The sequence below is a fragment of the Georgenia yuyongxinii genome (assembly GCF_006352065.1).
Classification (GTDB): Bacteria; Actinomycetota; Actinomycetes; order Actinomycetales; family Actinomycetaceae; genus Georgenia; species Georgenia yuyongxinii.
Window position 1 is genome coordinate 2710757 of sequence record NZ_CP040915.1, and the last position, 20847, is coordinate 2731603.

Consider the following 20847-nt stretch of genomic DNA (forward strand, 5'->3'; position numbering starts at 1 on the left):
AGGTCAGCCGGATGAATGAACTGTCGAGCTGGAACGCCGGTCCGGCGCGCGAGGCCATTGAGGACTTCGTCCGCCGCACCACCGGTGGGAATGGCACCGAGCCCGTGCCCACCGAGCATCGGGTGGCGGTCTTCGACAACGACGGCACGCTGTGGTGCGAGAAGCCAATGCCGATCCAGGCCGATTTTATCGTCCGTCGGCTCGCCGAGATGGCCGACGAGGACCCCCGCCTGCGGGAACGCCAGCCCTGGAAGGCCGCCCACGCGCGCGACCTCGGCTGGTTCGCTCGGGTCGTCGCCGCTCACTACGCCGGCGACGACAGCGAGCTCCCCACCCTCCTCGCAGGGATCCTCGAGGCGTTCGCGGGGATCAGCGTCGAGGCGTTCATGGCGCGGTCCGGGTCGTTCCTCAGCCACGCTCGCCACCCGACCCTGAACCGCCGCTACCTCGAGTGCGGATACGCGCCGATGATCGAGCTCCTCCACTACCTGACGGACCACGGGTTCTCGACCTACATCGCCTCGGGCGGCGGCCGGGACTTCATGCGTCCGATCACCGAGAAGCTGTACGGCGTCCCCGCTGAGCGGGTGATCGGGAGCAGCGCCGCCCTCACGTACGTGCCGGACGAGCACGGCGGAACGATCCGGCGCACCGCCGCCGCGGACTTCCTCGACGACGGGCCGGAAAAGCCCGTCCGGATCTGGAGCCGGACCGGACGGCGGCCCATGCTCGCCGCGGGGAACGCCGACGGCGACATCCCGATGCTCGAGTACACCCGGCACGACGACCGGCCATTCCTGCGGCTGCTGGTCAGGCACGACGATCCTGAGCGCGAGTTCGGCTACGTCTCGGGAGCCGAGCGCGCGCTGGAGAGGGCTGAGAGCAGTGGCTGGACCGTGGTGAGCATGAAGCGCGACTGGCTCTCCGTGTTCGACGCCCATGGCAGTGAGGAGCGGAGGGGCGAAGGATAGGAGCGTGATCGATCACTCGAAGGATCACGCGGTGACCGCGCGCGTGTAGATGACGACACGGTCACCGTGCTACCGATACTGCGGTCACCGGCGTGCTCACGGAGCATCGGAATCCGATGTGGCTCATCCCGGTGTCGATCATCTGCGGGCGGCGAGCGGCAGGCCGGTAACGCAGGCAGTACGTGTCGGCGCAGAGGAAGGATCCGCCCTTGATGACGCGGCGCGGGATGCGAAACTGAGGCTGCGCGGGGTCAAGGCTGTCCTCCGCCGTCACGGCCGCGCTCCCGGGCGCGCAGCAGCTCGGTGACTCGGCGGTGATGCGCACAGGGCCGCTGGCGTACCAGTCCGTCGTCCACTCCCAGACGTTGCCGGCCATGTCGTGAAGGCCGTAGCCGTTCGCGGGGAACGAGCCGACCGCCGTCGTGGTCCCGTACCCCCGCTCCGGGCGCCAGGGGAAATCGCCGTGCCAGTAGTTGGCCAACCGCTCGCCGCGCCGTTCGGGTTCGTCCCCCCAGGTGTACGCCGCGGCTTCGAGGCCGCCACGTGCGGCCACCTCCCACTGAGCCTCGAAGGGCAGGCTCGTGCCCGCCCAGTCGCAGTAGGAGACGGCGTCCTCGAACGCGACGTGCACGACAGGGTGGTCGCCGCGATCGTCGAGGGTCGAGCCCGGGCCCTGCGGGTGTCGCCAGCTCGCGCCCGGTGTCCACGTCCACCACTGGCTCAGGTGACGCAGGTCGACCGGTCCTGCGGTGCCCGTGAACACCATGGAGCCCGGCACGAGGTTCTCCGGCGGAGCACCCGGAAATTCGGCCGGGTCCAGCGGGCGCTCGGCGACGCTCACGTAGCCCGTCTGGTCGACGAACCGCGCGTACTGGTCGTTCGTGACGGGGTGGACGTCGATCCAGAACGCGTCGACGTGGACGTGCCGGGCCGGGCCCTCCTCGGCGTAGTGGCTGTCGGACCCGACGAGATGGTGTCCCCCGGGGATGAGCACCGCGTCCCGACGGTCGGAGAGCGTGAAGTCCGGACGACCGCCCGGAATGTTCTCAGGCACGGCCGGCTCAGTGCCCGGAGGTGAGCGCGGCCTGGAGCTTCTCGACGGCCTGGTCGATCGTGAAGCTGGCGGCCTTCTGTCGCGGCGGGAACTCGCGGAAGGTCCCAAGGAACTCGACCATGACCGCCTGGGCCGCCAGCACCAGGTACGCGTGGTCCATGAACCAGTCGTAGTAGGTGTTCGACGTGAGGTCCGCGCGCTCATACGGGTCGGTGCGGAGGTTGTACAGCTTGGGGATGCGCAGCGGGACGAACGGCTCGGACCAGACCTGGAGCGTGCCAGGCGTCCGCTGCTCCATGAAGACGGCCTTCCAGTTGTCCCACCTCAGAGCGAGGACGTCGCCGTCGTCGGAGAAATAGACCAGGCCCTGCCGGGGACTCTTCTCCTCCTTGCCCGTCAGGTACGGCAGGAGGTTGTACCCGTCGATGTGGACCCGGTACGTCACGTCGCCGATCGTGTGGCCCGTCTTGAGCTTCTCGACGACGTCGGACTCACCGGCGGCGGCGAGCAGCGTCGGCAGCCAGTCGTGGTGCTGGACGATCTCGTTCGACACGACGCCCGCCGGTACGCGGCCGGGCCAGCGGATCAGTTCGGGGACCCGGAACGCGCCCTCCCAGTTCGAGTTCTTCTCGTTGCGGAACGGGGTCATCCCGCCGTCCGGCCAGCTGTTCATGTGAGGGCCGTTGTCGGTGCTGTAGATGACGATCGTGTTGTCGGTGATGCCCAGCTCGTCGAGCCTCTCAAGAAGCAGCCCGACGTGCCGGTCGTGGTCGATCATCGTGTCGTGGTAGGGCGACTGCCACCGCCCGGCCTGCCCGAGGCTCTCGGGCTTGGTATGGGTCCGGAAGTGCATGTGGGTGGTGTTCATCCACACGAAGAACGGCGTCCTCGCCTCGTGCGCGCGACCCATGAAGTCGGCCGCCGCGGCGACCGTCTCGTCATCGATGGTCTCCATCCGCTTCTTGGTCAGCGGTCCGGTGTCCTCGATGCGCTGCTTGCCGACGCGCCCGAACCGGCCGTCCTCTTCGTCGTCATCCGTGTCGCTCGACCAGGAGTGGAGGACCCCACGCGGGCCGAACCGCGACCTGAAACGCGGGAAGTCTTCAGCGGCCGGGTAGTGCGCCAGCTCCGGCTCCTCCTCCGCGTTGAGGTGGTACAGGTTGCCGAAGAACTCGTCGAACCCGTGGAGAGTCGGCAGGAACTCGTTCTTGTCGCCGAGGTGGTTCTTGCCGAACTGCCCGGTGGCGTACCCGAGAGGCTTCAACAGCTCGGCGATCGTCGGGTCCTCGGCCCGTAGCCCGACGTCGGCTCCCGGCAGGCCCACCTTGCTCAGGCCGGTGCGGAACACGCTCTGGCCGGTGATGAACGAGGCACGGCCCGCGGTGCAGGACTGCTCCCCGTAGGAGTCGGTGAACCGCATCCCCTCCTCGGCGATGCGGTCGATGTTCGGTGTCCGGTACCCCATCAGCCCGTCGCTGTAGCAGCTGAGGTTGCTGATGCCGATGTCATCACCCCAGATCACCAGGATGTTCGGCTTCTCGGTCTCCGACATGGCGCGCTCCTCCGGGCGGTGGGCTCACCACTGTCACCGACCCGCCTGCTGGGGGGCCTCCCCCGCAACGGATGACGCGGTGGCTTCTAGCCCTGGGGTCGACCGGAGGAAGCTGGGGACGCCGCGCCGGCCACGAACCGCCGCGGCCAGGGACGCGCGGAGCTGCCCCCGTCTCCCGGACTGCCCACGCCGAGCGGCCGTCATCCGGCCCGGATGAGGTGGGCCTGCGACACGCCGCCTACCTTCGGTCGGAACGGTGGTGCCCGTGTGTCCGCCGGGCACCGTCAGACCGAGGGGATCCGATGGCCGAGCACCAGGGCCCGGGCGACGTCCGGGAGCGGTTGGAGTCCTACCGGCGGACGCGTGAGCAGGTCGAGCGAAGCATCCTGCCGCGTGCGACGTCGGTGGACGGGTACGCGTTCACCGTCCAGGCGTCCCTGCACGGCCTTCAGCTGCGCCGAGGCGGCTACGTCGTCCTCGAGGCCGAGGACCAGCACGTGCTGGGGCAGGTCACCGACCTCACCGCCGAGGCCGAGATTGCCAACGATGCCACCGGGGCCGGCATCGACATCCGCCTCGCGCGCGGCACCGGCGTCACCCTCGGTGACACCGGCCGCCCCTTCCACGACGCCCACGTCCGCGCGGCGACGGCCGAGGAGGTCGGCGCCTGGCTGAGCCGGACGCCGTCGAAGCGTGCCCAGCTCGTCATCGGCGAGCTCCTTCACGCACCCGGCGTCCCCGCCGCCCTCGACAGCGGCGGCCTCGGTCGGCACACCTTCATGTGCGGGCAGTCCGGGTCCGGCAAGACGTACTCCCTGGGCCTGCTGATCGAGAGCGTGCTGGCGGGCACGGACCTGCCGGTCGTCGTCCTGGACCCCAACTCCGACTACATCAGGCTCGGCACAGTGCGCGACGGCGCCGACCCCGAGCGCGTCGCCACGTACCCGGCGGACGCCGTGAAGGTGTGGGGCGACCACACTGCCGACCACCCGCTCCGCGTGCGCTTCGCCGATCTCGACGCGGCCCTCCAGGCCGCGGTCCTGGAGCTGGAACCCGTGCGCGACCGGGACGAGTACGCGGCCCTGACCGACCTGCTCCACGGCGAGGTTCCCGGCAAGCCGCTGCTCACCGGAGTGGACGACCTTCTCGAGCACGACGACCCGGCGGCACGCCAGCTGGGTCGGCGGGCGAAGAACCTCGGCATCCTCGACTGGGGCGTGTGGAGTCGCGGGGGCGACTCACTGGTGGACGAGCTGCGCCACCCGACAGCCCGGTGCCTCGTCGTCGACCTCGGTTCGCTCGGCTCCCCCCAGGAGCAGCGACTGGTCGCCGCCGCCGTCCTCGCCACGTTGTGGGAGCAGCGGCTCCGCCACCGGCCCTGCCTGGTCGTCGTCGACGAGGCGCACAACATCTGCCCCGCCGACCCACCGGACGAGCTCACGCGCATCGCGGCGGACCATGCGGTCCAGATCGCCGCGGAAGGCCGGAAGTTCGGCCTCTACATGCTCACGTCCACCCAGCGCCCGCACAAAGTCGATGAGAACGTCGTCTCCCAGTGCGACAACCTGCTGCTCATGCGGATGAACTCGGCCGCGGACCTCGGCGACCTCGCCCAGTTGTTCTCCTTCGTACCGCCCGGGCTGTTCGCGGGAGCGACGGCCTTCCGGATGGGCCACGCGTTGGTGGCCGGACGGATCGTGCCGCAGCCGGCCTACGTCCGGATGGGCGAGCGGATCTCCGAGGAGGGCGGCGCCGACGTCCCGGCGACGTGGGCGGTTCCCGACCGCGCGGCCCCCGGCAGCCCGAGCCCCGCTGGTCGGCGCCCCGACCCGTGATGGTCGACCCCACGACGCCGCTGGCACGGTTCACCCCGCTTGGGGGAGGCCCCACGTCATCGCTGCTCGCACAGTGGACCTGACGTTCCACACGAAGAAGGGGGCCGACATGAGTTACACAGCACCGGCATCCGAGACCGGCGCCTCCAACCAGTTCATGCAGACGCCCCAGGAGACGGGCTGGACGGGTTGGGTGGTCTTCGCCGCGACCCTCATGATCCTGCTCGGGATATTCCACGCGATCCAGGGCCTCATCGCCCTGTTCAACGACGAGTACTACGTCGTGGGGCCGAACGGGCTCATGGTCCTCGACTACACCACCTGGGGGTGGGTCCACCTCATCGCCGGCGCCGCCGTCCTCATCGCCGGTATCGCGCTGTTCGCGGGTCAGACCTGGGCCCGGGTCGTCGGGATCGTGCTGGCGATCCTGAGCGCACTGGCCAACTTCGCGTTCATCGCGGCCTACCCGGTGTGGAGCAGCATCGTGATCGCGTTGGACGTTCTCATCGTCTATGCCCTGACGGTGCATGGTCAGGAGCTCCGGTCGACATGACCGGGCAGACACGGTTCCCGCCCGACGGCGTCGGGCTCCAGGGGCAGATGGCCGAGGTGGAACGGTGATCTACGAGATCCGGGTCGACGGCCGTGTCGATCCGTCCGACCTGGCGGACTACGCCACCGTGACCGCTCGGGTCCAGCAGGCCGGGACCGTGCTCACCTGTGCCGTTGCAGATGCGGCGGCGCTGACAGGGATGATCGCCGTCCTCGCCGATCTTGGCCTCACCGTGCGGTACGTGCACGAGGTCGCTGCCGAGTCGCCCGCTCCACCCTCGCCCTCCACGAGCCAGAACGGCGGCCGGACGAAGTCGGCGTGACGGCCCCGGCCGATGGTGTGACGTTCAGATGGTGTGGCGTTCCACGGCGATGCGGACGGCGTCGCGGCGGCCGGTCGCGCCGAGCTTGCGGTAGATCGACCTCATGTGCGTCTTGACGGTGTTCGACGAGACGAAGAGCGCCTCGGCGATCTCGATCGTCGTCATCGGTGAGCGGAGGTAGGCGAGGACGACCAGCTCGCGGTCCGTCAGGTCCCAGTAGGACCGGTTCCGGTGGCCGTTGCCGTGGTCCTGCATCCGGGCGAGGAGGTCGGCCACCAGGGCTACGTACTGCGTTCCCCAGGCGTGGTGGTCGTAAAGGAGGCCGCGCAGGTCGAGGGCTCGCTCGATGAACGGGCGCCGGATCAGGGCAGGGCTCGCGGCCTCGAGCGCCGTCTCCAGGCTGCGGTGCGCCTCAGCCGCGTCGACGTCGCCGAGCTTCAGCAATGTCTCGGTGAGCAGAGCCCCCACCTGGAGGTGGGAGATGCGCCGACTCGCGGGGATCCCGGCTAGTGCGGCCCTGGCATGCGGCGCGTCTCCGGCGCGCCGGTACGTCTCCGCCTCCCAGAGCCTGACGAGCGGGTGCTGCTCACTCGTGCCGAAATCCCGCACCAGGGCCAGGGCCTGCTCCTGATCGCCGCGGGCGTCGGCCGAGACGGCGTCGACCATCCGGACGAACCCTGCCAGGTAGGTGGACGGAGTCCCGGCCTGCTCACGGGCGAGCGTCTGCGCACGCTCCAGCGCTGCTGCGTCGTCGCTCGCGACGGCGATCAGCGTAAGGATGAGCACCGCATGGAGCCGGTAGCCCGCCTGACGGGCGGGGGCCAGGCGAACCACCTGGTCGAGACTGCGTGTCGCCGCCCCGAGGTCGTCGCGCCAGTAGTCGGCGAGACCGCAGGTCAGGTACGCCGGGACGACGAGGCTGGCCCAGTGCCGGCCACCCCTGCGCGCCCGCCCGATCGCCTCGCGGGCGAGGGAGTGCGCCTCGGCAAAGTGACCGCACTGGAACAGCGGGACGGACGAGGCGGACTGGCAGGCGAACGCCATCGCGGGCAGCCGGTGCTCGATCGCCAAGGCCTCCCCTCTCCGGAGGTGGCTGAGAGCGCCAACCGGGTCGCGCTGGAGCTGTGCCATGGTCTCGCCGACGAGGAGATGGCCGAGGGCACGCGCCACCGGCACATCGTCTCCGTCCCCCAGCGCCGCGCGTCCCCGGCGGATGGCCTCCTCCGGACCGGGCCGGTCCGGAGCCAGGAACACCGACACGAGCGTGTCGACGAGGTCGAACCGTCGGCGGCGCTCGGGCGGCAGTGCCTTCGCAGCAGCCCGGGCCTGCGTCACGGTGTGAGAGCTGGGCTGGCCTTCGAGGAACTCCCCGACCGCGCGCAGCCTGAGGATCTCCGCGTCATCGGCGAAGGGCGCCGCGATCCGGTCGCAGAGATCCAGGAGCGCGCGCGCGTCGTTACGCAGCAGGATCTCGGGCCATCGCTCGGTCAGGATGTCCGCCGCCAATTGTGGCTCGTTGCCCGCGAGGGCGGCTCCGATGGCCTCGAAACCGTCGCGGGTGCGCCAGTAGCCGGCTGCGGTGTGCTGGAGCTCATGAGCGGCGTGGAGAGTCTCGCGGCGCATGATCAGTCGGCACTGTGAGGCGAACACCGGGTGCCAGCGGTAGGTCAGGTCGCCGACGCCGTCTGACTCTGGTGTCAGGAAGACGCCCCGACGGACTGCCTCGGCGAGCAGCTCGGCCCCACCCGGACCGCCGTGCAGCTCGTCGGCCAGCCCGGCGTCGATCCGGTCACCGATCGTGGCACGCATGATGAACTGGGCCAGGTCCGGCCGCAGGGATGCGAGCACCTCTTCGGTCAGGTACTCGGTGAGCGGGAGGTCGATCCCCTGCATGCCTGCGAGGCGGAAGTCGGGCGCCGGCTCGTGCTGCAGCGTCAGGAGCCCCATGCGCACGGCTGCCGGCCAGCCTCCGGTAATAGCATGCAGCGACTCGGCGTCCTCGGCCGAGAGCGACAGACCGGCAAGCTTGGCGAGCGCCTCGATCTCGGAGCCGGAGAAGGCCAGGTCGCGCTCGCGTACCTCTCCCAGGTCGCCGGCCAGACGCAGGCGGTTCAGCGGTAGCTCTGGATCCGACCGGCTGGACAGCAGCAGATGGAACACGGCAGGGGTGAGGCGCATCAGCCGCGCCAGGATGTCCATGGCCTCGCTCCCGGTCAGCAGGTGGAGGTCGTCGAGGACCAGGACGAGCGGGTGCTCGAGCTCCTCCAGGGCGAGCACCAGCTCGTCATAGTGGTCCGGCCAGCCCGCGGCCTGGGGCCAGGGGCCGATGACGTCACGAGCGACGATGTCGAGGAGGAGGCCAGCGTCAGACCGTCCGCGAACGTGCAACGCGACCTGTAGGGCGGAGACGATGTGCCGGAAGAACCGGTCCGGGTCGGAGTCGAACTCGTCGACCGTCATCCAGCCGACCGTAGACTCGGTGTGACCGCACCACTGGGCCAGCGTCGAGGTCTTCCCGAAGCCGACAGGCGCCGCCAGCAGCGTCACAGGGCGCTCGAGGACGACCTCGTCGAGAAGGGACATGAGTCGCTCGCGCGGCAGTATCTGCGTGCCCAGGTGCGGAACGGTGACCTTCGTCAGTGGCGCCGAGAGGGCGACGCCTCCTGGCCGAGGCGCCTGTGCCAGAGACGAGTCGGGCGGCGGGCCGCGATCCACCGGACGCGGATGTTCGTCCTCCCCCGACCCGCTCGTGGCCGGAGGGACGTGCGACGTCAGGCCCGAGCCCCCATCGGGATCGCTCATCCTCACCTCATGAACGCAGAGTGTGCCAACGGCGGCAGGCCGGCGCCCTTCTGTCGGATTAGTACTTCACCGACATTCAGGACAGCATCAACATCGAAGAACAGCGTGCTCGCGATGTCAAGGATGCTGCCGGTGCGCCGCCGAGGGGACGTGGTCGCCGTCATGGCGTCGCCCTGGCGAGGTCGAGGATCCGTGCGACGGCGTCGGTCAGCGTCGTGTGCTCCACGAACTCGCTCGGGAGCGCTGTGCCGCCCAGCCGCGCCACGGCCTGCCCGAGCTCCCGCGCCCACTCGTGGCTGACCAGCAGCACCACGAACGCCTCCCCCGGCGCGAGCCGGTTCCCGAGGCCGTCGAGCAGGTCCGTGGGCACCTCGCGGGTGGCGCGCCGTCGCTTGTCGGGGTCGAGCCGGAAGGTCAGGAGCCGGGAGACGAGCCCGCCCGCACGCCCGCTCCCTGCGAGGAGTCCGAACAGCTCTCCGGAGTCGTCGCGACCCACGAAGAGCAGGTCGAGCACCAGGATCGCGCCGCCCACCTCGAGACGCTCGAGCGTGCCGACGACCTGGCCCTCGAACCTGGCCCCCCGGCCGAACCGGTAGACGAGCAGCTGGTGGAACGGACTCATGCCCCCTCCACCCGGGGTCCGCGGCCGGCTTGCCCGTGCCACACCGGCACGAGCCGGGTCCGCGTGGTGCCACGATCGCCGACCTGCTTGTGGAGCCCGCCGACCCGGTGGCACCCGACAAGGTCTCTCATCACAGCTCCCGCGTCGGGGCGGTGCATCGTATGCGTCGACCCTCGCCGGTCCCGCCGGGGCCGACCTCACCCGGCCGGGGTGACCTGCCGACAGGCGGCGCATCACGCGGCCCGTCCGGGGAGCCGACGTTCCGTTCGCGCCCAAGGAAGACGAAAGTCCCGGGTCACCCGACCCGGGACCTCCGGCGCGGGCCGGCGTTCGCCGCGCCCTTGCTCGTACCCCCAGCCGGATTCGAACCGGCGCCGCCGCCGTGAGAGGGCGGTGTCCTAGGCCACTAAACGATGGGGGCCTGTGTGTTCTGTTCTCCGTCACCTCCGGGCGACTCGGAAGAGATTACCAGAGCCTCCGTCCCGCCTCGACCTCAGGAGCCGACCGCCCAGTGTGACCTCACGCACAGGTGGCCGGCCCGTGCGTCGACGGTGCATGCGGACACGACGAAGGCCCGCACCTCGGTGCGGGCCTTCATTCGGTACCCCCAGCCGGATTCGAACCGGCGCCGCCGCCGTGAGAGGGCGGTGTCCTAGGCCACTAAACGATGGGGGCGTGGGCATTCACGATGCCCGGGCGGTCCGCGCTCGCGCGCGTCCCGCTTGGCTGGGGTACCAGGACTCGAACCTAGACTAACTGGACCAGAACCAGTCGTGCTGCCAATTACACCATACCCCAAGGGGGTATGACCTCCGCTGTTCCGGGGCACCGGGGCGAACGCCTTACCGCGGTGAGACATTACCCGAGCGGAGCGGCTCGACCAAACCCGCCCCACACTTCGTGACTGACCTCACCTGCGACGTTCAAGCCGGATCCAGGCACCGGACGGCGATCGTCCAGTGCGGGGTAGCGTCGGGTCCAGCATGGCGGCGGCCCCGGCGGAGCCGATCGCGCCACCGCCGAACGTGCACTGCGTATGAGACCGCTGCAAGGAGGGACGGAGCATGGTCGCCCGGCGCTCTTCTGGCCACCGCGGCCCCGTCGGCGGCGCGCGCGCCGCCGCGGTGCTGGCGCTCGCTGCCGCTGCCGCGCTCGCCGCGTGCTCGCCGGCTGCCACGTCCGACCGACACCCCACGGGTGCTGCCCCACAGGCAACCGCACCTCCCGAGGCGATCAAGCCCGCGGTGCGGTGGAAGCACGGGATCCCCGCCGGCTACGCGATCTCTGGGGAGCCACCGGGGCCGGGCGTCGTCGAGCTGGGCAACGCGGAGAACGGGTGCCTGCTCCAGCTGACCCGTGCGACGCTCCCCGCAGCGGTCGGGGACGACCGCACGGCCACCGAAGAGGCACTCGACCTGAGCACCCGCATGCTCGACGGCGAGGAGATCGACCGGCGCGACGCCACGCTGACCACCGCGACCGGGCGCATGGCTGCCCGTGAGGTCGTCGTGCGCTCCGCCGTCGGCACGCAGGCCGCCGACCTGCGGATGGTGCTGCGGTCCGCGGCCGTCGACCACGCCCTCGTGGGCCTGGTCCACATCTGCCCGGTCGGGTCGGTGGACGAGGCCGCCTGGGCGACTTTCGTCGACAGTGCCACTCTCCTCGGCGCGACTGCGACCGAGTTCTGACACCGGCAGGCAGACTCACCGTGCCGCCCTGGCCGCCACCACCGGCACCTACTAGCGTCGCGGGCATGACGCCGGACGAGGTCCGCCACGCGACCCAGTGGCTGGCGGAGGAGCTGCGGGCCCGGCCAGAGGACGTCGTCAACTACGACCGTCATGCGCACGGGCTGAAGTGGTCGGTCTGGCACACCCTCGAGCACGTCCTCGACGACCTGGTCGTCTACGCCCTCCAGGTCGCCGGCCAGGTCCCGCATGCCTACCTGCCCCTCGCGGGTCCCGGCGGGGAGGAGCTGGTGCACTGCGACCGGGCCAGCGGCGCGGCGGGCATGGCCGACAGCCTGGAGGCGTGCGGCGAGCTCTTGGCCGCGGCGTTGCAGACCCGGCCGGCCACGTCCCGGGCCTATCACCCCTACGGGGACGCCGACCCGGCCGGGTACGCCGCGCTCGGTGCGCTCGAGGTGGTCGTGCACGGCTGGGACGTGCTCACCGCGCTGGACGACGAGGTCGCGGACCTGCCCGAGGACCTGTGCGCCGGCGTGGTCGCGCGGCTCTTCCCGGGCTCCCCCACCGAGCTGGGCACCGCGCAGGAGGTGCTGCTGTGGCAGACCGGTCGCGGCGAGCTGCCCGGCCGGGCCCGCCTGAGCCGGTGGCGGCCGAGCCCGGGGGTGCGCTGACGCCCCCGGGGGTGCGCAGACGCCCCGGGGGTGCGCGGACGCCCCGGGGGGGTGCGCGGAAGGCGGACGGCTAGGAAGGCGGACGACGGCGGCCCCTGCCGCCGTCGTCGATGCCTAGATCAGGCGTCTGCGCCGTCGAGCCGCTCACGCAGGGCGCGCAGGCGGGTCAGGGTCGCGTCGCGGCCGAGGATCTCCATGGACTCGAACAGCGGCGGGGAGACGCGCCGGCCGGTGACCGCGGTGCGCAGCGGTGCGAAGGCGAACTTGGGCTTGATACCCAGGCCGTCGACGATCGCGGCGCGCAGCGCCTGCTCGGTGGCCTCGGCGGCGAACCCGTCCAGCGCCTCGAGGGCGGACAGGGAGGCGTCGAGCACCTGTGCGGCCTCGGGCCGCAGTGCGGCGAACGCGTCCGGCTCGACCACGTGCTCGCCGTCGCCCCGGAAGAGGAAGCCCAGCATCCCGGGCGCCTCGCCGAGCAGGGTCACGCGCTCCTGGACGAGCGGGGCGGCGATGGTGAGGACCTCCTGCTCGCGGGCCGTGAGGGCGTCGTAGGTGGCGGCGGAGACCAGCTCGGCGGCGTGCAGGTACGGCACGAGCCGCCCGCGGAAGTCCTCGGGGGAGAGCATGCGCACGTGGGTGGCGTTGATCGCCTCGGCCTTCTTCAGGTCGAACCGGGCCGGGTTGGGGTTGACGTGGGCGACGTCGAACGCCTCGACCATCTCCTCCTTGGAGAAGATGTCGTTGTCCGGCGAGATGCCCCAGCCGAGGAGGGCCAGGTAGTTGAGCAGCCCCTCGGGGATGAAGCCACGCTCGCGGTGCAGGAAGAGGTTTGACTCCGGGTCGCGCTTGGAGAGCTTCCGGTTGCCCTCCCCCATCACGTACGGCAGGTGCCCGAACACGGGCATGACCTCGGCCAGGCCGAGGTCGAGCAGGGCCTGGTAGAGCACCACCTGGCGCGGCGTGGAGGAGAGCAGGTCCTCCCCGCGCAGCACGTGCGTGATGTTCATCAGCGCGTCGTCGACCGGGTTGGTCAGCGTGTACAGCGGGAAGCCGTTGGCGCGGACGATCACGTAGTCCGGGATGGAGCCGGCCTTGAAGGTGACGTCACCGCGGACGAGGTCGGTGAAGGTGACGTCGTCCTCGGGCATGCGCATGCGCAGGACGGGCTCGCGGCCCTCCGTGCGGTAGGCGGCCTTCTGCTCGTCGGTGAGGTCGCGGTCGTAGCCGTCGTAGCCGAGCTTGGGGTCGCGCCCGGCGGCGCGGTGGCGGCCCTCGATCTCCTCCGGCGTGGAGAACGACTCATAGGCGTACCCGCCCTCAAGGAGCTTCGCGGCCACGTCCCGGTAGACGTCCATTCGCTGGGACTGGCGGTAGGGGCCGTGCGGGCCGCCCACCTCCACACCCTCGTCCCAGTCCAGGCCCAGCCAGCGCAGCGCGTCGAGGAGCTGGTGGTAGCTCTCCTCGCTGTCGCGCTCGGGGTCGGTGTCCTCGATGCGGAAGACGAAGGTGCCGCCCACGTGCCGGGCGTGCGCCCAGTTGAACAGGGCGGTGCGGATCAGGCCCACGTGCGGGGTTCCGGTGGGCGAGGGGCAGAAGCGGACCCGGACGGCGGAGCCCGCGGGCGCGGCGGAGGCGGTGTTGTCGGTCATGATGGGCCCAGCGTAGTCGCGGCCACCCACCGCGCCGCGGCCACCCACCGCGCCGGGGCCGCGGACCACCCGCAGCGGGTGCGCGCGTGTCCGCCCCTCGGACCGGGACCCTCGCCGTCGCCCCCGGTGTCACCTCCCGTGAGTACGGTCGGCACACCGGAAGGAGCACACGTGGGCGAGGACTTCGACCAGGTCACCATCGAGCAGCTGCGGGCGGCGGGCGGGATGAAGTGGACCGCCTTCCCGGAGGCCATCGGCGCGTTCGTCGCGGAGATGGACTTCGGCGTGCCGCCCGCGGTCGTGCGGGTCTTGGACCGGGCGCGCACCACCGGGGCGCTCGGCTACCTCCCGCACACCGAGCGCCGCACGCTCAAGGAGGCGACGGCCACCTGGCTGGGCCGCACCACCGGCTGGCAGGTGCCGGCCGAGCGCGTCCACCTGCTGCCCGACGTGCTGTCCGTGCTGCGTGAGACCATCCGGCACTTCTCCGCGCCGGGCTCGGCCGTGATCGTGCCCACCCCGGCGTACATGCCGTTCCTCACGGTCCCCCTCGCGGCCGGCCGCGACGTGGTGGAGGTCCCCAGCCTGGTCAACGACGTCGGCCGGTACCGCCTCGACCTCGACGGCATCGACGCGGCGTTCGCCGCCGGTGCCGGCCTGCTGCTGCTGTGCAACCCCTGGAACCCGGTGGGCCGGGTCCTCACCCGCGAGGAGCTGCTCGCGGTAGCCGAGGTGGTGGAGGCCCGCGGCGGCCGGGTCTTCGCCGACGAGATCCACGCCCCGCTGGTGCTCGACGACGTCCCGCACGTGCCGTACGCCTCCCTCGACGCCCGCACGGCGGCGCACACGGTGACCGCCGTGGCCGCCTCCAAGGGATGGAACATCCCGGGCCTGAAGTGCGGGCAGATGATCCTGTCCAACGACGCCGACGCCACCGCGTTCGCGTCGTACGCCGCCGACGCCGGGGACACCGTCGGGCTGCTCGGCGCCCGCGCCGCCACCGAGGTCTACACCGACGACGGCGGCTGGCTCGCCGGCGTCGTGGACTACCTGAAGGGCAACCGGGACCTGCTCGCGGACCTGGTCGCCGAGCACCTGCCCGGGGCGGTGCTCAGCCCGCTCGAGGGCACCTACATCGCCTGGCTGGACGTGCGCGGCCTGGACCTGGCGGAGCCGGCTGCCGCGTTCTTCCGGCAGGAGGCCGCGGTGGCCCTGACCGACGGGGCCAGCTGTGGCGAGGCGGGCGCCGGCTTCGTGCGCCTCGTCATCGCCACCCCGCGGCCCATCTTGCGTCAGGCGATCGAGCAGATGGGTGCGGCACTGGCCGCCCGGCGGGCGCCCGCGCGCTGACGCCTCGCCGAGGAGCAGCTCGCCGCCGGACAGACCGAGCTCGACCAGGGCGGCCGGCTGGCCGACCTGACGGCCGGGCTGCGCCAGGTCAGCGAGGACGGCACCGTGGCGATGACCCAGGTCCGCTTCGAGTCCAGCGGCGGCCAGCTCGACCCGGACGTCACCGCCGCCGTGCAGCGGGTGGGTGACTCGCTCGCGGCCGATGGCGTCCAGGTGGACTACAGCGCCGAGATCGTCTCGGACATCTCCAGCATCTTCGGCCCCGCCGAGCTGATCGGCCTCGCGGTCACCGTCGTCGTCCTGCTCGTCCTGCTCGGCTCCGTGCTCGCGGCGGGCCTGCCCCTCCTGACCGCCCTGGTGGGGGTCACCGTCGGGCTGGGCGCCGCGATGTCGCTGAGCTCGGTCGTCGAGATGACCAGCGTCACCCGGCACTGGCCCTCATGCTCGGCCTCGCGGTCGGCATCGACTACTCCTTGTTCATCCTCAACCGCCACCGCCTGCAGCTGGCCGCCGGGATGGCGACGCGCGACTCGATCGCGCTGGCCAACGGCACCGCCGGCAACGCGGTGACCTTCGCCGGCGCCACGGTCATCATCGCCCTGGCGGCGCTGGGCATCACGGGCATCCCCTTCCTTGGCACGATGGGGCTCGTGGCCGCCGGCACGGTCGCCGTCGCCGTCCTCGCCTCGGTGACCCTGACCCCGGCGCTGCTGTCGCTGATGGGGGAAAGGGTGCTGCCGGCTCGGCAGCGCCGCCGTCTCACCCGCACGCACGACGGCGCGCACGGGTGGGCGGCGCGGGTGGCTCGCCGCCCGTGGCTGGCCATCGCGGCAGTGGTCGTGGTCGCCGGCGTGCTGGCCAGCCCCACCCCGCAGCTGCGGCTCGGGCTGCCCGACGGTGGCCAGGAGCCCGCCGGCTCCACCGCCTACGCCACCTTCGACCTCATCCGGGACAACTTCGGTGCGGGCGCGAACGGCCCGATCATCGCCGTCGCGACGCTGGCGGACCCGCAGACTGACGAGGCGGCCCTGACCGACCTCCAGCTCGACATCGCCGAGGACCTCAAGGCGGCCGACGATGTCCGGTTCGTGGTGCCGTTCGGTGTCAGCGACGACGGCTCCACCCTGGCGTTCCAGGTGATGCCGCAGGAGGGCCCGTCCCACGAGTCCACCGTCGAGCTGGTCGACGAGCTGGTCGCCGGAGGCGCGGACCTCGGGGCGCAGCACGCGGTGACGATCGGCTACACCGGCCAGACCGTGGCCAACATCGAAATCTCTGCCCAGCTCGCGGCCGCCCTGCCGGTCTACCTCCTCGTGGTCGTGGGCCTGTCGCTGATCCTGCTGCTGCTCGTGTTCCGCTCGGTGTGGGTGCCGCTGCTCGCCTCGGCCGGCTTCCTGCTCACCGTGGTGGCCGCGTTCGGCGGCATCGTCGCCACGTACCAGCTGGGGATCTTCGCCGAGCTGACGATGATCCGCCCCATCGGCTTCGGGCTCTCGCTCGGGGTCCTCGTCGACGCGTTCCTGGTGCGGATGACGCTCACGCCCGCGGTGCTGACCCTGCTCGGGGAGCGCGCGTGGTGGCTGCCGCGGTGGCTGGACCGGGTGCTGCCGAACGTCGACGTGGAGGGTGCCGGGCTGGAGCGGACCCTGCGGGCGGACGCCGCGCCGGTGGCGCAGGTGGTCAGGTAGCGGACCCGGCGGCCTCGCGCCCGCGGCGTACCGGCCCACGGGCCTGGAGCTTGCCACGGGGCCTGGTCGCCGCGGCCGTCCCGGTGGGACAGTGGGACATGGCTCGGCTCAACGAGGCAGCGCGGTCCCTGATCGAGTCGGGCGCGCTAGGCCACCTGGTCACGATCGACGCCGACGGCTCGCCTCAGGTCACCGTGGTGTGGGTGGGCCTCGATGGTGACGAGCTGGTGACTGGGCACCTCCTCACGCAGCAGCGCAAGCTGGTCAACGTCCGCCGGGACCCCCGGGTGGCGGTCTCGTTCGAGGGCAAGGGGGCCAACGCCATCGGCATGCGGGAGCACCTGGTGGTCCACGGCCGTGCACGCGAGGTCGAGGGGGGCGCCCCCGAGCTGCTCCACCGGCTCGCGCAGGTCTACGTCGGCCCGGGGACGACCTTCCCGCCGATGCCCGCGCCGCCGCCCGGGGTGGTCCTGCACATCACGGTGAAGCGGGTGGGCGGGCTGGGGCCCTGGCAGGACTGACCGGCCTCGTTGCGAAGCCGGTCGGTCCGTGCCGGGGCGGCGCCTCAGTCCCGGCGCACCACGGGGTTGGAGAGCGTGCCGATGCCCTCGATCTCGATGTCGACGCGCTGGCCCACGTCGATCGGCCCGACGCCCGCCGGGGTGCCGGTGAGGATGACGTCGCCGGGCAGCAGCGTGAAGATCGTCGAGACGTAGGCGATCAGCTCCGGCACGCCGTAGAGCAGCTGGCTGGTGCGCCCGTCCTGACGCAGCTCACCGTCGACGCGAGCCCGCACCGCCAGGTCCGAGACGTCCAGGTCCATCGCGATGTACGGCCCGAGCGGGCAGGAGGTGTCGAAGGCCTTCCCGCGGGTCCACTGCACGTCGGACTTCTGCACGTCCCGCGCGGTGACGTCGTTGGCGGCGGTGTACCCGAAGATCACGTCTGCGGCCTTCTCGACCGGCACGTACTTGCACATCCGGGAGATGACGACGGCGAGCTCGGCCTCGTGGTGCACCTCGCGCGAGTACGGCGGCAGCACGATCGGGTCACCGGGACCGATCACCGAGGTGTTCGGCTTGAGGAAGACCACCGGCTCCTCGGGGATCTCGTTGCCCATCTCGGCGGCATGGGCGGCGTAGTTGCGGCCGATTGCCACCACCTTCGAGCGCGGGATGACCGGGGAGAGCAGCCGCACGTCGGCCACCTTCACCCGCTCCCCCGTGGTGGCGGCGATGTCGCCGTAGATGGGGTCGTCCTTGAGGACGATCAGCTCGTCCGTCTCCTCGTCAAGGATGCCGTAGCGGGGGTTGTCCCCGGTGGTGAACCGTGCGATGCGCATGGGAGCCACCCTAGTTCGCGTGCCCGCCCCGCCGAACTGACCCGGGACCAACTGCCCCAGTTCCCGCCCCCGACGACTGATAGGTATTAGTCATACCAATACCGAGGGCAGGAAGTCCCGCCGCGAAGGAGGAGAGACCAATGAGGCTCCAGGAACGCGTGATCACGGTCACCGGAGCGGCGTCCGGCATCGGCCGGGCGATCGCGGTACAGGCCGCCAAGGAGGGCGCCAAGGTCGTCGTCTCCGACGTCAACGAGGCCGGCGGCGCGGAGACGGTCGACCTCATCGAGGCCGACGGCGGCACGGCCGCCTTCCTCCGCACGGACATCTCCCGCGAGGGCGACGCCCAGGCGCTCGTGGACTTCGCCGTCGAGACCTACGGCCGGCTGGACGGGTGCGCGAACAACGCGGGCATCGCGCTCGCCAGCCACCCGCTCCACGAGACCCCCACGGACCTGTGGCTCAAGACGCAGGCCGTGAACGCGACAGGCACCTTCTTCCAGCTGCGGGCGCAGCTGGCGTACCTGGCCGAGCACGGTGGCGGCGCGATCGTCAACACGGCCTCGCTGGCGGGAATCACCCCGGCCGCGGGCGTCACGTCGTACGCGGCGTCGAAGTTCGCGGTGATCGGCCTGACCAAGCAGGCAGCGCTCGAGTACGTGGGCAACGGCGTACGGGTCAACGCGATCGCCCCGGGCGTGATCCGCACGCCGATCTTCGACAACAGCTCCCCCGAGGAGATGGCCGCGTTCGAGGCCCTCCAGCCCGGCGGCCGCCTCGGCGAGCCGGAGGAGATGGCCACCGTCGTGTGCTTCCTGCTCTCCGACGAGGCGTCCTACGTCAACGGCGCGATCCTCAACGCCGACATGGGCGCCACCGCCTTCTGACCCGCGGTCGGCCCGGGAGCAGCCTCCCGGGCCGTCCTGGTGGCAGGGCCGACGACGCGGCCTCCTATCCTGCGCGCCTACCCTGGACGGCATGCCCGCCACCGCCGCCGCCCTCGACGTCGCCGTGCTACCGGCCACGCAGTGGCAGGCCCGGGCCCGCGCGCACGCCGATCGCGCCGACGCCCTCACCGCCGCACACCGCGAGCGGCGCTCCCGCCACGAGAAGCACCCGGTCGAAGACTTCCTGTACGAGTACTACAGCGCCCGCCCCGCCCGGCTACGGCGGTGGTTCCCCGGCGTGGGCACGGCACTGACCGGCGACGACGCCGCGCTGGCGGAACCGGCCACCTGGCGCTGGCACGTGCGCACCGTCGTCGCCGGGCGAGCCGTCGTGGCGCTGGACGCCGCGGCGTTCCTGGCCGACCGCGGCGAGGGCGTGGGCTGGCTCGACGAGCTGTTGCGCCGCACCGCCGGCCGGGCCGCGCACCTGGGCTGCCTGGGCCTGCACGAGTGGGCGATGGTCTACCAGCAGGAGGCCCACCGCCACCCGCTGCCGCTACGCCTCGGCCAGGCGGGCACGGACGCCGTCGTCGAAGCCCATGCCATCCGATGCACGCACTACGACGCGTTCAGGTTCTTCACCCCGCCCGCCCGGCCCCTCAACCGGCTCCAGCCCGAGCGCACCACCCAGCTCGACCTGGAGCAGCCGGGGTGCCTGCACGCCAACATGGACCTGCTCAAGATCGCCCTGAAGCTAGGGCCAGCATCCCCGGGCGAGCTGCTCCTGGACTGCTTCGAGCTGGCCAGGGACATCCGGGTGCTCGACATGGCCGCCTCCCCCTACGACGTCAGGGGCCTCGGCCACACGCCGGTCGCGATCGAGACCGCCGAGGGGCGGGCCGAGTACGTGGCCCGGCAGCGAGAGCTCGCCGAGCGGGCCGAGCCGCTGCGCGCCCGCCTCCTCGCCGTGACGACGGCGGTACTCGCCACCGGCGCGAGCTAGCGTCGGGCTGTTACCGTTTCGCCGCCGTCACGCCATTCTCAGCCGTCCCACCTGCGCGTACGCTCCCGCTGAGAGCTCTCACCACAGCCCAGCGCACCGCCCCAAGGTGCGCCCTCCACGCCTCGTGCGTCTCGCCGCGGCCCGACCGGAGCCCGGCTCACATCACGTGCTGTCCGGCGGCGCCGGCCGCGGGCGGCTGGGAGGAAGGGAACGCCATGAGGCGTCTCTTGCGTGTGCTGCTGGCGCTCGTCTTCGCGCTGGCACTCGTCGGGCCCGCGACGTCGGCATCCGCCCACGCGGGTCCGTACTGCGGGATCTACTGGGGCTCTTTGGCCAAGCACGCGGGCAGCGTGAGCGGCTCGGAGTACCTCACCAACATCCGCGCTGGTCAGCACCCGTGCTATGACCGGCTCGTCCTCGACGTGCGCGGCGGGCGGGTGTCGGGCTACGACGTCCGGTACGCCTCCGTCTTCACCGAGGGTGAGGGCGCGTTCATCCCGCTGCGCGGCGCGGCCGACCTGCGGATCACCGCCTTCGTCCACGCCGACGACGGCATGGGCCACGCCACGTACGACCCCGCGAACGCCACCGAGGCCGTCGATGTGACCGGCTTCCGCACGTTCAAGCAGGTCGCCTGGGGCAACAGCTTCGAGGGCCAGTCGACGGTCGGGCTCGGTGTCCGCGCCCGGCTGCCGTTCCGGGTGTTCGTGCTCGACGGCGGGCCGGGGCATGCCACGTCCCGCCTCGTCATCGACGTCGCCCACCGCTGGTGAGATCCTCCCGCCCGGCCACCGGCCGGGCGGGGAGGCTCCTCAACGGGACGTTCCACGGTCGGCCGACGCGGCGTCGACGCGGCGG

19 protein-coding genes and 3 tRNA genes are annotated in these 20847 nt (G+C 71.6%); 13 read left to right on the plus strand and 9 right to left on the minus strand.

Features of this window, described 5'->3' with window-relative positions; genetic code table 11:
• Positions 1 to 11 precede the first annotated feature (11 nt).
• Positions 12 to 971 (plus strand): HAD family hydrolase, encoded by a 960-nt coding sequence (locus FE374_RS12440; RefSeq protein WP_139929472.1) that lies wholly within the window; start codon positions 12 to 14, stop codon positions 969 to 971.
• A gap of 61 nt (positions 972 to 1032) precedes the next feature.
• Here FE374_RS12440 and FE374_RS12445 read toward each other — a convergent pair whose 3' ends face one another.
• Entirely contained in the window at positions 1033 to 1965 is a 933-nt protein-coding gene (locus FE374_RS12445; RefSeq protein WP_223173736.1) for a formylglycine-generating enzyme family protein, read from the minus strand.
• A gap of 67 nt (positions 1966 to 2032) precedes the next feature.
• The gene (locus FE374_RS12450; RefSeq protein WP_139929474.1) at positions 2033 to 3577 is read right to left on the minus strand and encodes an arylsulfatase; all 1545 of its coding nucleotides are present in this window, start codon (positions 3575 to 3577) and stop codon (positions 2033 to 2035) included.
• 302 nt (positions 3578 to 3879) lie between these two features.
• Between FE374_RS12450 and FE374_RS12455 the strand changes: the two genes are divergently transcribed.
• From FE374_RS12455 to FE374_RS12465, 3 genes are all read left to right on the plus strand, one after another.
• Entirely contained in the window at positions 3880 to 5412 is a 1533-nt protein-coding gene (locus FE374_RS12455; protein ID WP_139929476.1) for an ATP-binding protein, read from the plus strand.
• A 109-nt stretch (positions 5413 to 5521) separates the two neighbouring features.
• Complete coding sequence (locus FE374_RS12460; RefSeq protein WP_139929477.1) at positions 5522 to 5965, plus strand: DUF7144 family membrane protein; 444 nt, start codon at positions 5522 to 5524, stop codon at positions 5963 to 5965.
• 64 nt (positions 5966 to 6029) lie between these two features.
• The gene (locus FE374_RS12465; RefSeq protein ID WP_139929479.1) at positions 6030 to 6287 is read left to right on the plus strand and encodes a hypothetical protein; all 258 of its coding nucleotides are present in this window, start codon (positions 6030 to 6032) and stop codon (positions 6285 to 6287) included.
• A gap of 24 nt (positions 6288 to 6311) precedes the next feature.
• Here FE374_RS12465 and FE374_RS12470 read toward each other — a convergent pair whose 3' ends face one another.
• The 5 genes from FE374_RS12470 to FE374_RS12490 all read right to left on the minus strand — a co-directional run bounded on the left by FE374_RS12470 (position 6312) and on the right by FE374_RS12490 (position 10509).
• A complete protein-coding gene (locus tag FE374_RS12470) occupies positions 6312 to 8870 on the minus strand; it encodes a LuxR C-terminal-related transcriptional regulator (RefSeq protein WP_139929480.1) in 2559 nt (852 codons plus the stop codon).
• A 379-nt stretch (positions 8871 to 9249) separates the two neighbouring features.
• Positions 9250 to 9711, minus strand: coding sequence for a hypothetical protein (locus FE374_RS12475; protein ID WP_139929482.1), 462 nt, complete (start codon positions 9709 to 9711; stop codon positions 9250 to 9252).
• Between the two features lie 348 nt (positions 9712 to 10059).
• Positions 10060 to 10132 (minus strand) — tRNA-Glu (locus FE374_RS12480).
• A gap of 181 nt (positions 10133 to 10313) precedes the next feature.
• Positions 10314 to 10386: transfer RNA gene (locus tag FE374_RS12485), tRNA-Glu, on the minus strand.
• A gap of 48 nt (positions 10387 to 10434) precedes the next feature.
• Positions 10435 to 10509: transfer RNA gene (locus tag FE374_RS12490), tRNA-Gln, on the minus strand.
• Positions 10510 to 10775: 266 nt separating this feature from the next.
• Between FE374_RS12490 and FE374_RS12495 the strand changes: the two genes are divergently transcribed.
• Together FE374_RS12495 and FE374_RS12500 are read left to right on the plus strand one after the other, a co-directional pair.
• On the plus strand, positions 10776 to 11399 hold the full coding sequence (locus FE374_RS12495; protein ID WP_139929484.1) for a hypothetical protein: 624 nt from the start codon (positions 10776 to 10778) through the stop codon (positions 11397 to 11399).
• A 65-nt stretch (positions 11400 to 11464) separates the two neighbouring features.
• Positions 11465 to 12070 carry a DinB family protein gene (locus FE374_RS12500; protein ID WP_139929485.1) on the plus strand — a complete coding sequence of 202 codons (606 nt, stop codon included), beginning with the start codon at positions 11465 to 11467 and terminating at the stop codon, positions 12068 to 12070.
• A gap of 119 nt (positions 12071 to 12189) precedes the next feature.
• Here the strand turns inward: FE374_RS12500 and gltX are convergent, their stop codons facing one another.
• Positions 12190 to 13719, minus strand: a complete 1530-nt coding sequence (gltX, locus tag FE374_RS12505; protein ID WP_139929487.1) for a glutamate--tRNA ligase — start codon at positions 13717 to 13719, stop codon at positions 12190 to 12192.
• A gap of 171 nt (positions 13720 to 13890) precedes the next feature.
• Here gltX and FE374_RS12510 point away from each other — a divergent pair, with 171 nt between their 5' ends.
• The 4 genes from FE374_RS12510 to FE374_RS12525 all read left to right on the plus strand — a co-directional run bounded on the left by FE374_RS12510 (position 13891) and on the right by FE374_RS12525 (position 17278).
• Complete coding sequence (locus FE374_RS12510) at positions 13891 to 15069, plus strand: MalY/PatB family protein (RefSeq protein WP_230978290.1); 1179 nt, start codon at positions 13891 to 13893, stop codon at positions 15067 to 15069.
• A 111-nt stretch (positions 15070 to 15180) separates the two neighbouring features.
• A complete protein-coding gene (locus tag FE374_RS20415) occupies positions 15181 to 15639 on the plus strand; it encodes an MMPL family transporter (RefSeq protein ID WP_269142069.1) in 459 nt (152 codons plus the stop codon).
• The gene (locus FE374_RS20100) at positions 15543 to 16757 is read left to right on the plus strand and encodes an MMPL family transporter (protein ID WP_269142070.1); all 1215 of its coding nucleotides are present in this window, start codon (positions 15543 to 15545) and stop codon (positions 16755 to 16757) included. Before FE374_RS20415 ends, FE374_RS20100 begins: the two co-directional genes overlap by 97 nt.
• Positions 16758 to 16855: 98 nt before the next feature.
• Positions 16856 to 17278 (plus strand): PPOX class F420-dependent oxidoreductase, encoded by a 423-nt coding sequence (locus FE374_RS12525; protein ID WP_139929493.1) that lies wholly within the window; start codon positions 16856 to 16858, stop codon positions 17276 to 17278.
• 44 nt (positions 17279 to 17322) lie between these two features.
• Here FE374_RS12525 and FE374_RS12530 read toward each other — a convergent pair whose 3' ends face one another.
• Complete coding sequence (locus tag FE374_RS12530; protein WP_139929494.1) at positions 17323 to 18099, minus strand: fumarylacetoacetate hydrolase family protein; 777 nt, start codon at positions 18097 to 18099, stop codon at positions 17323 to 17325.
• Positions 18100 to 18239: 140 nt separating this feature from the next.
• On the opposite strand from FE374_RS12530, the gene FE374_RS12535 reads away from it, so the two are divergent.
• From FE374_RS12535 to FE374_RS12545, 3 genes are all read left to right on the plus strand, one after another.
• Positions 18240 to 18986 (plus strand): SDR family NAD(P)-dependent oxidoreductase, encoded by a 747-nt coding sequence (locus FE374_RS12535; RefSeq protein ID WP_139929496.1) that lies wholly within the window; start codon positions 18240 to 18242, stop codon positions 18984 to 18986.
• 91 nt (positions 18987 to 19077) lie between these two features.
• Entirely contained in the window at positions 19078 to 19989 is a 912-nt protein-coding gene (locus tag FE374_RS12540) for a 3-methyladenine DNA glycosylase (protein ID WP_139929497.1), read from the plus strand.
• Between the two features lie 215 nt (positions 19990 to 20204).
• Complete coding sequence (locus FE374_RS12545) at positions 20205 to 20762, plus strand: AMIN-like domain-containing (lipo)protein (protein WP_139929499.1); 558 nt, start codon at positions 20205 to 20207, stop codon at positions 20760 to 20762.
• Positions 20763 to 20847 lie beyond the last annotated feature (85 nt).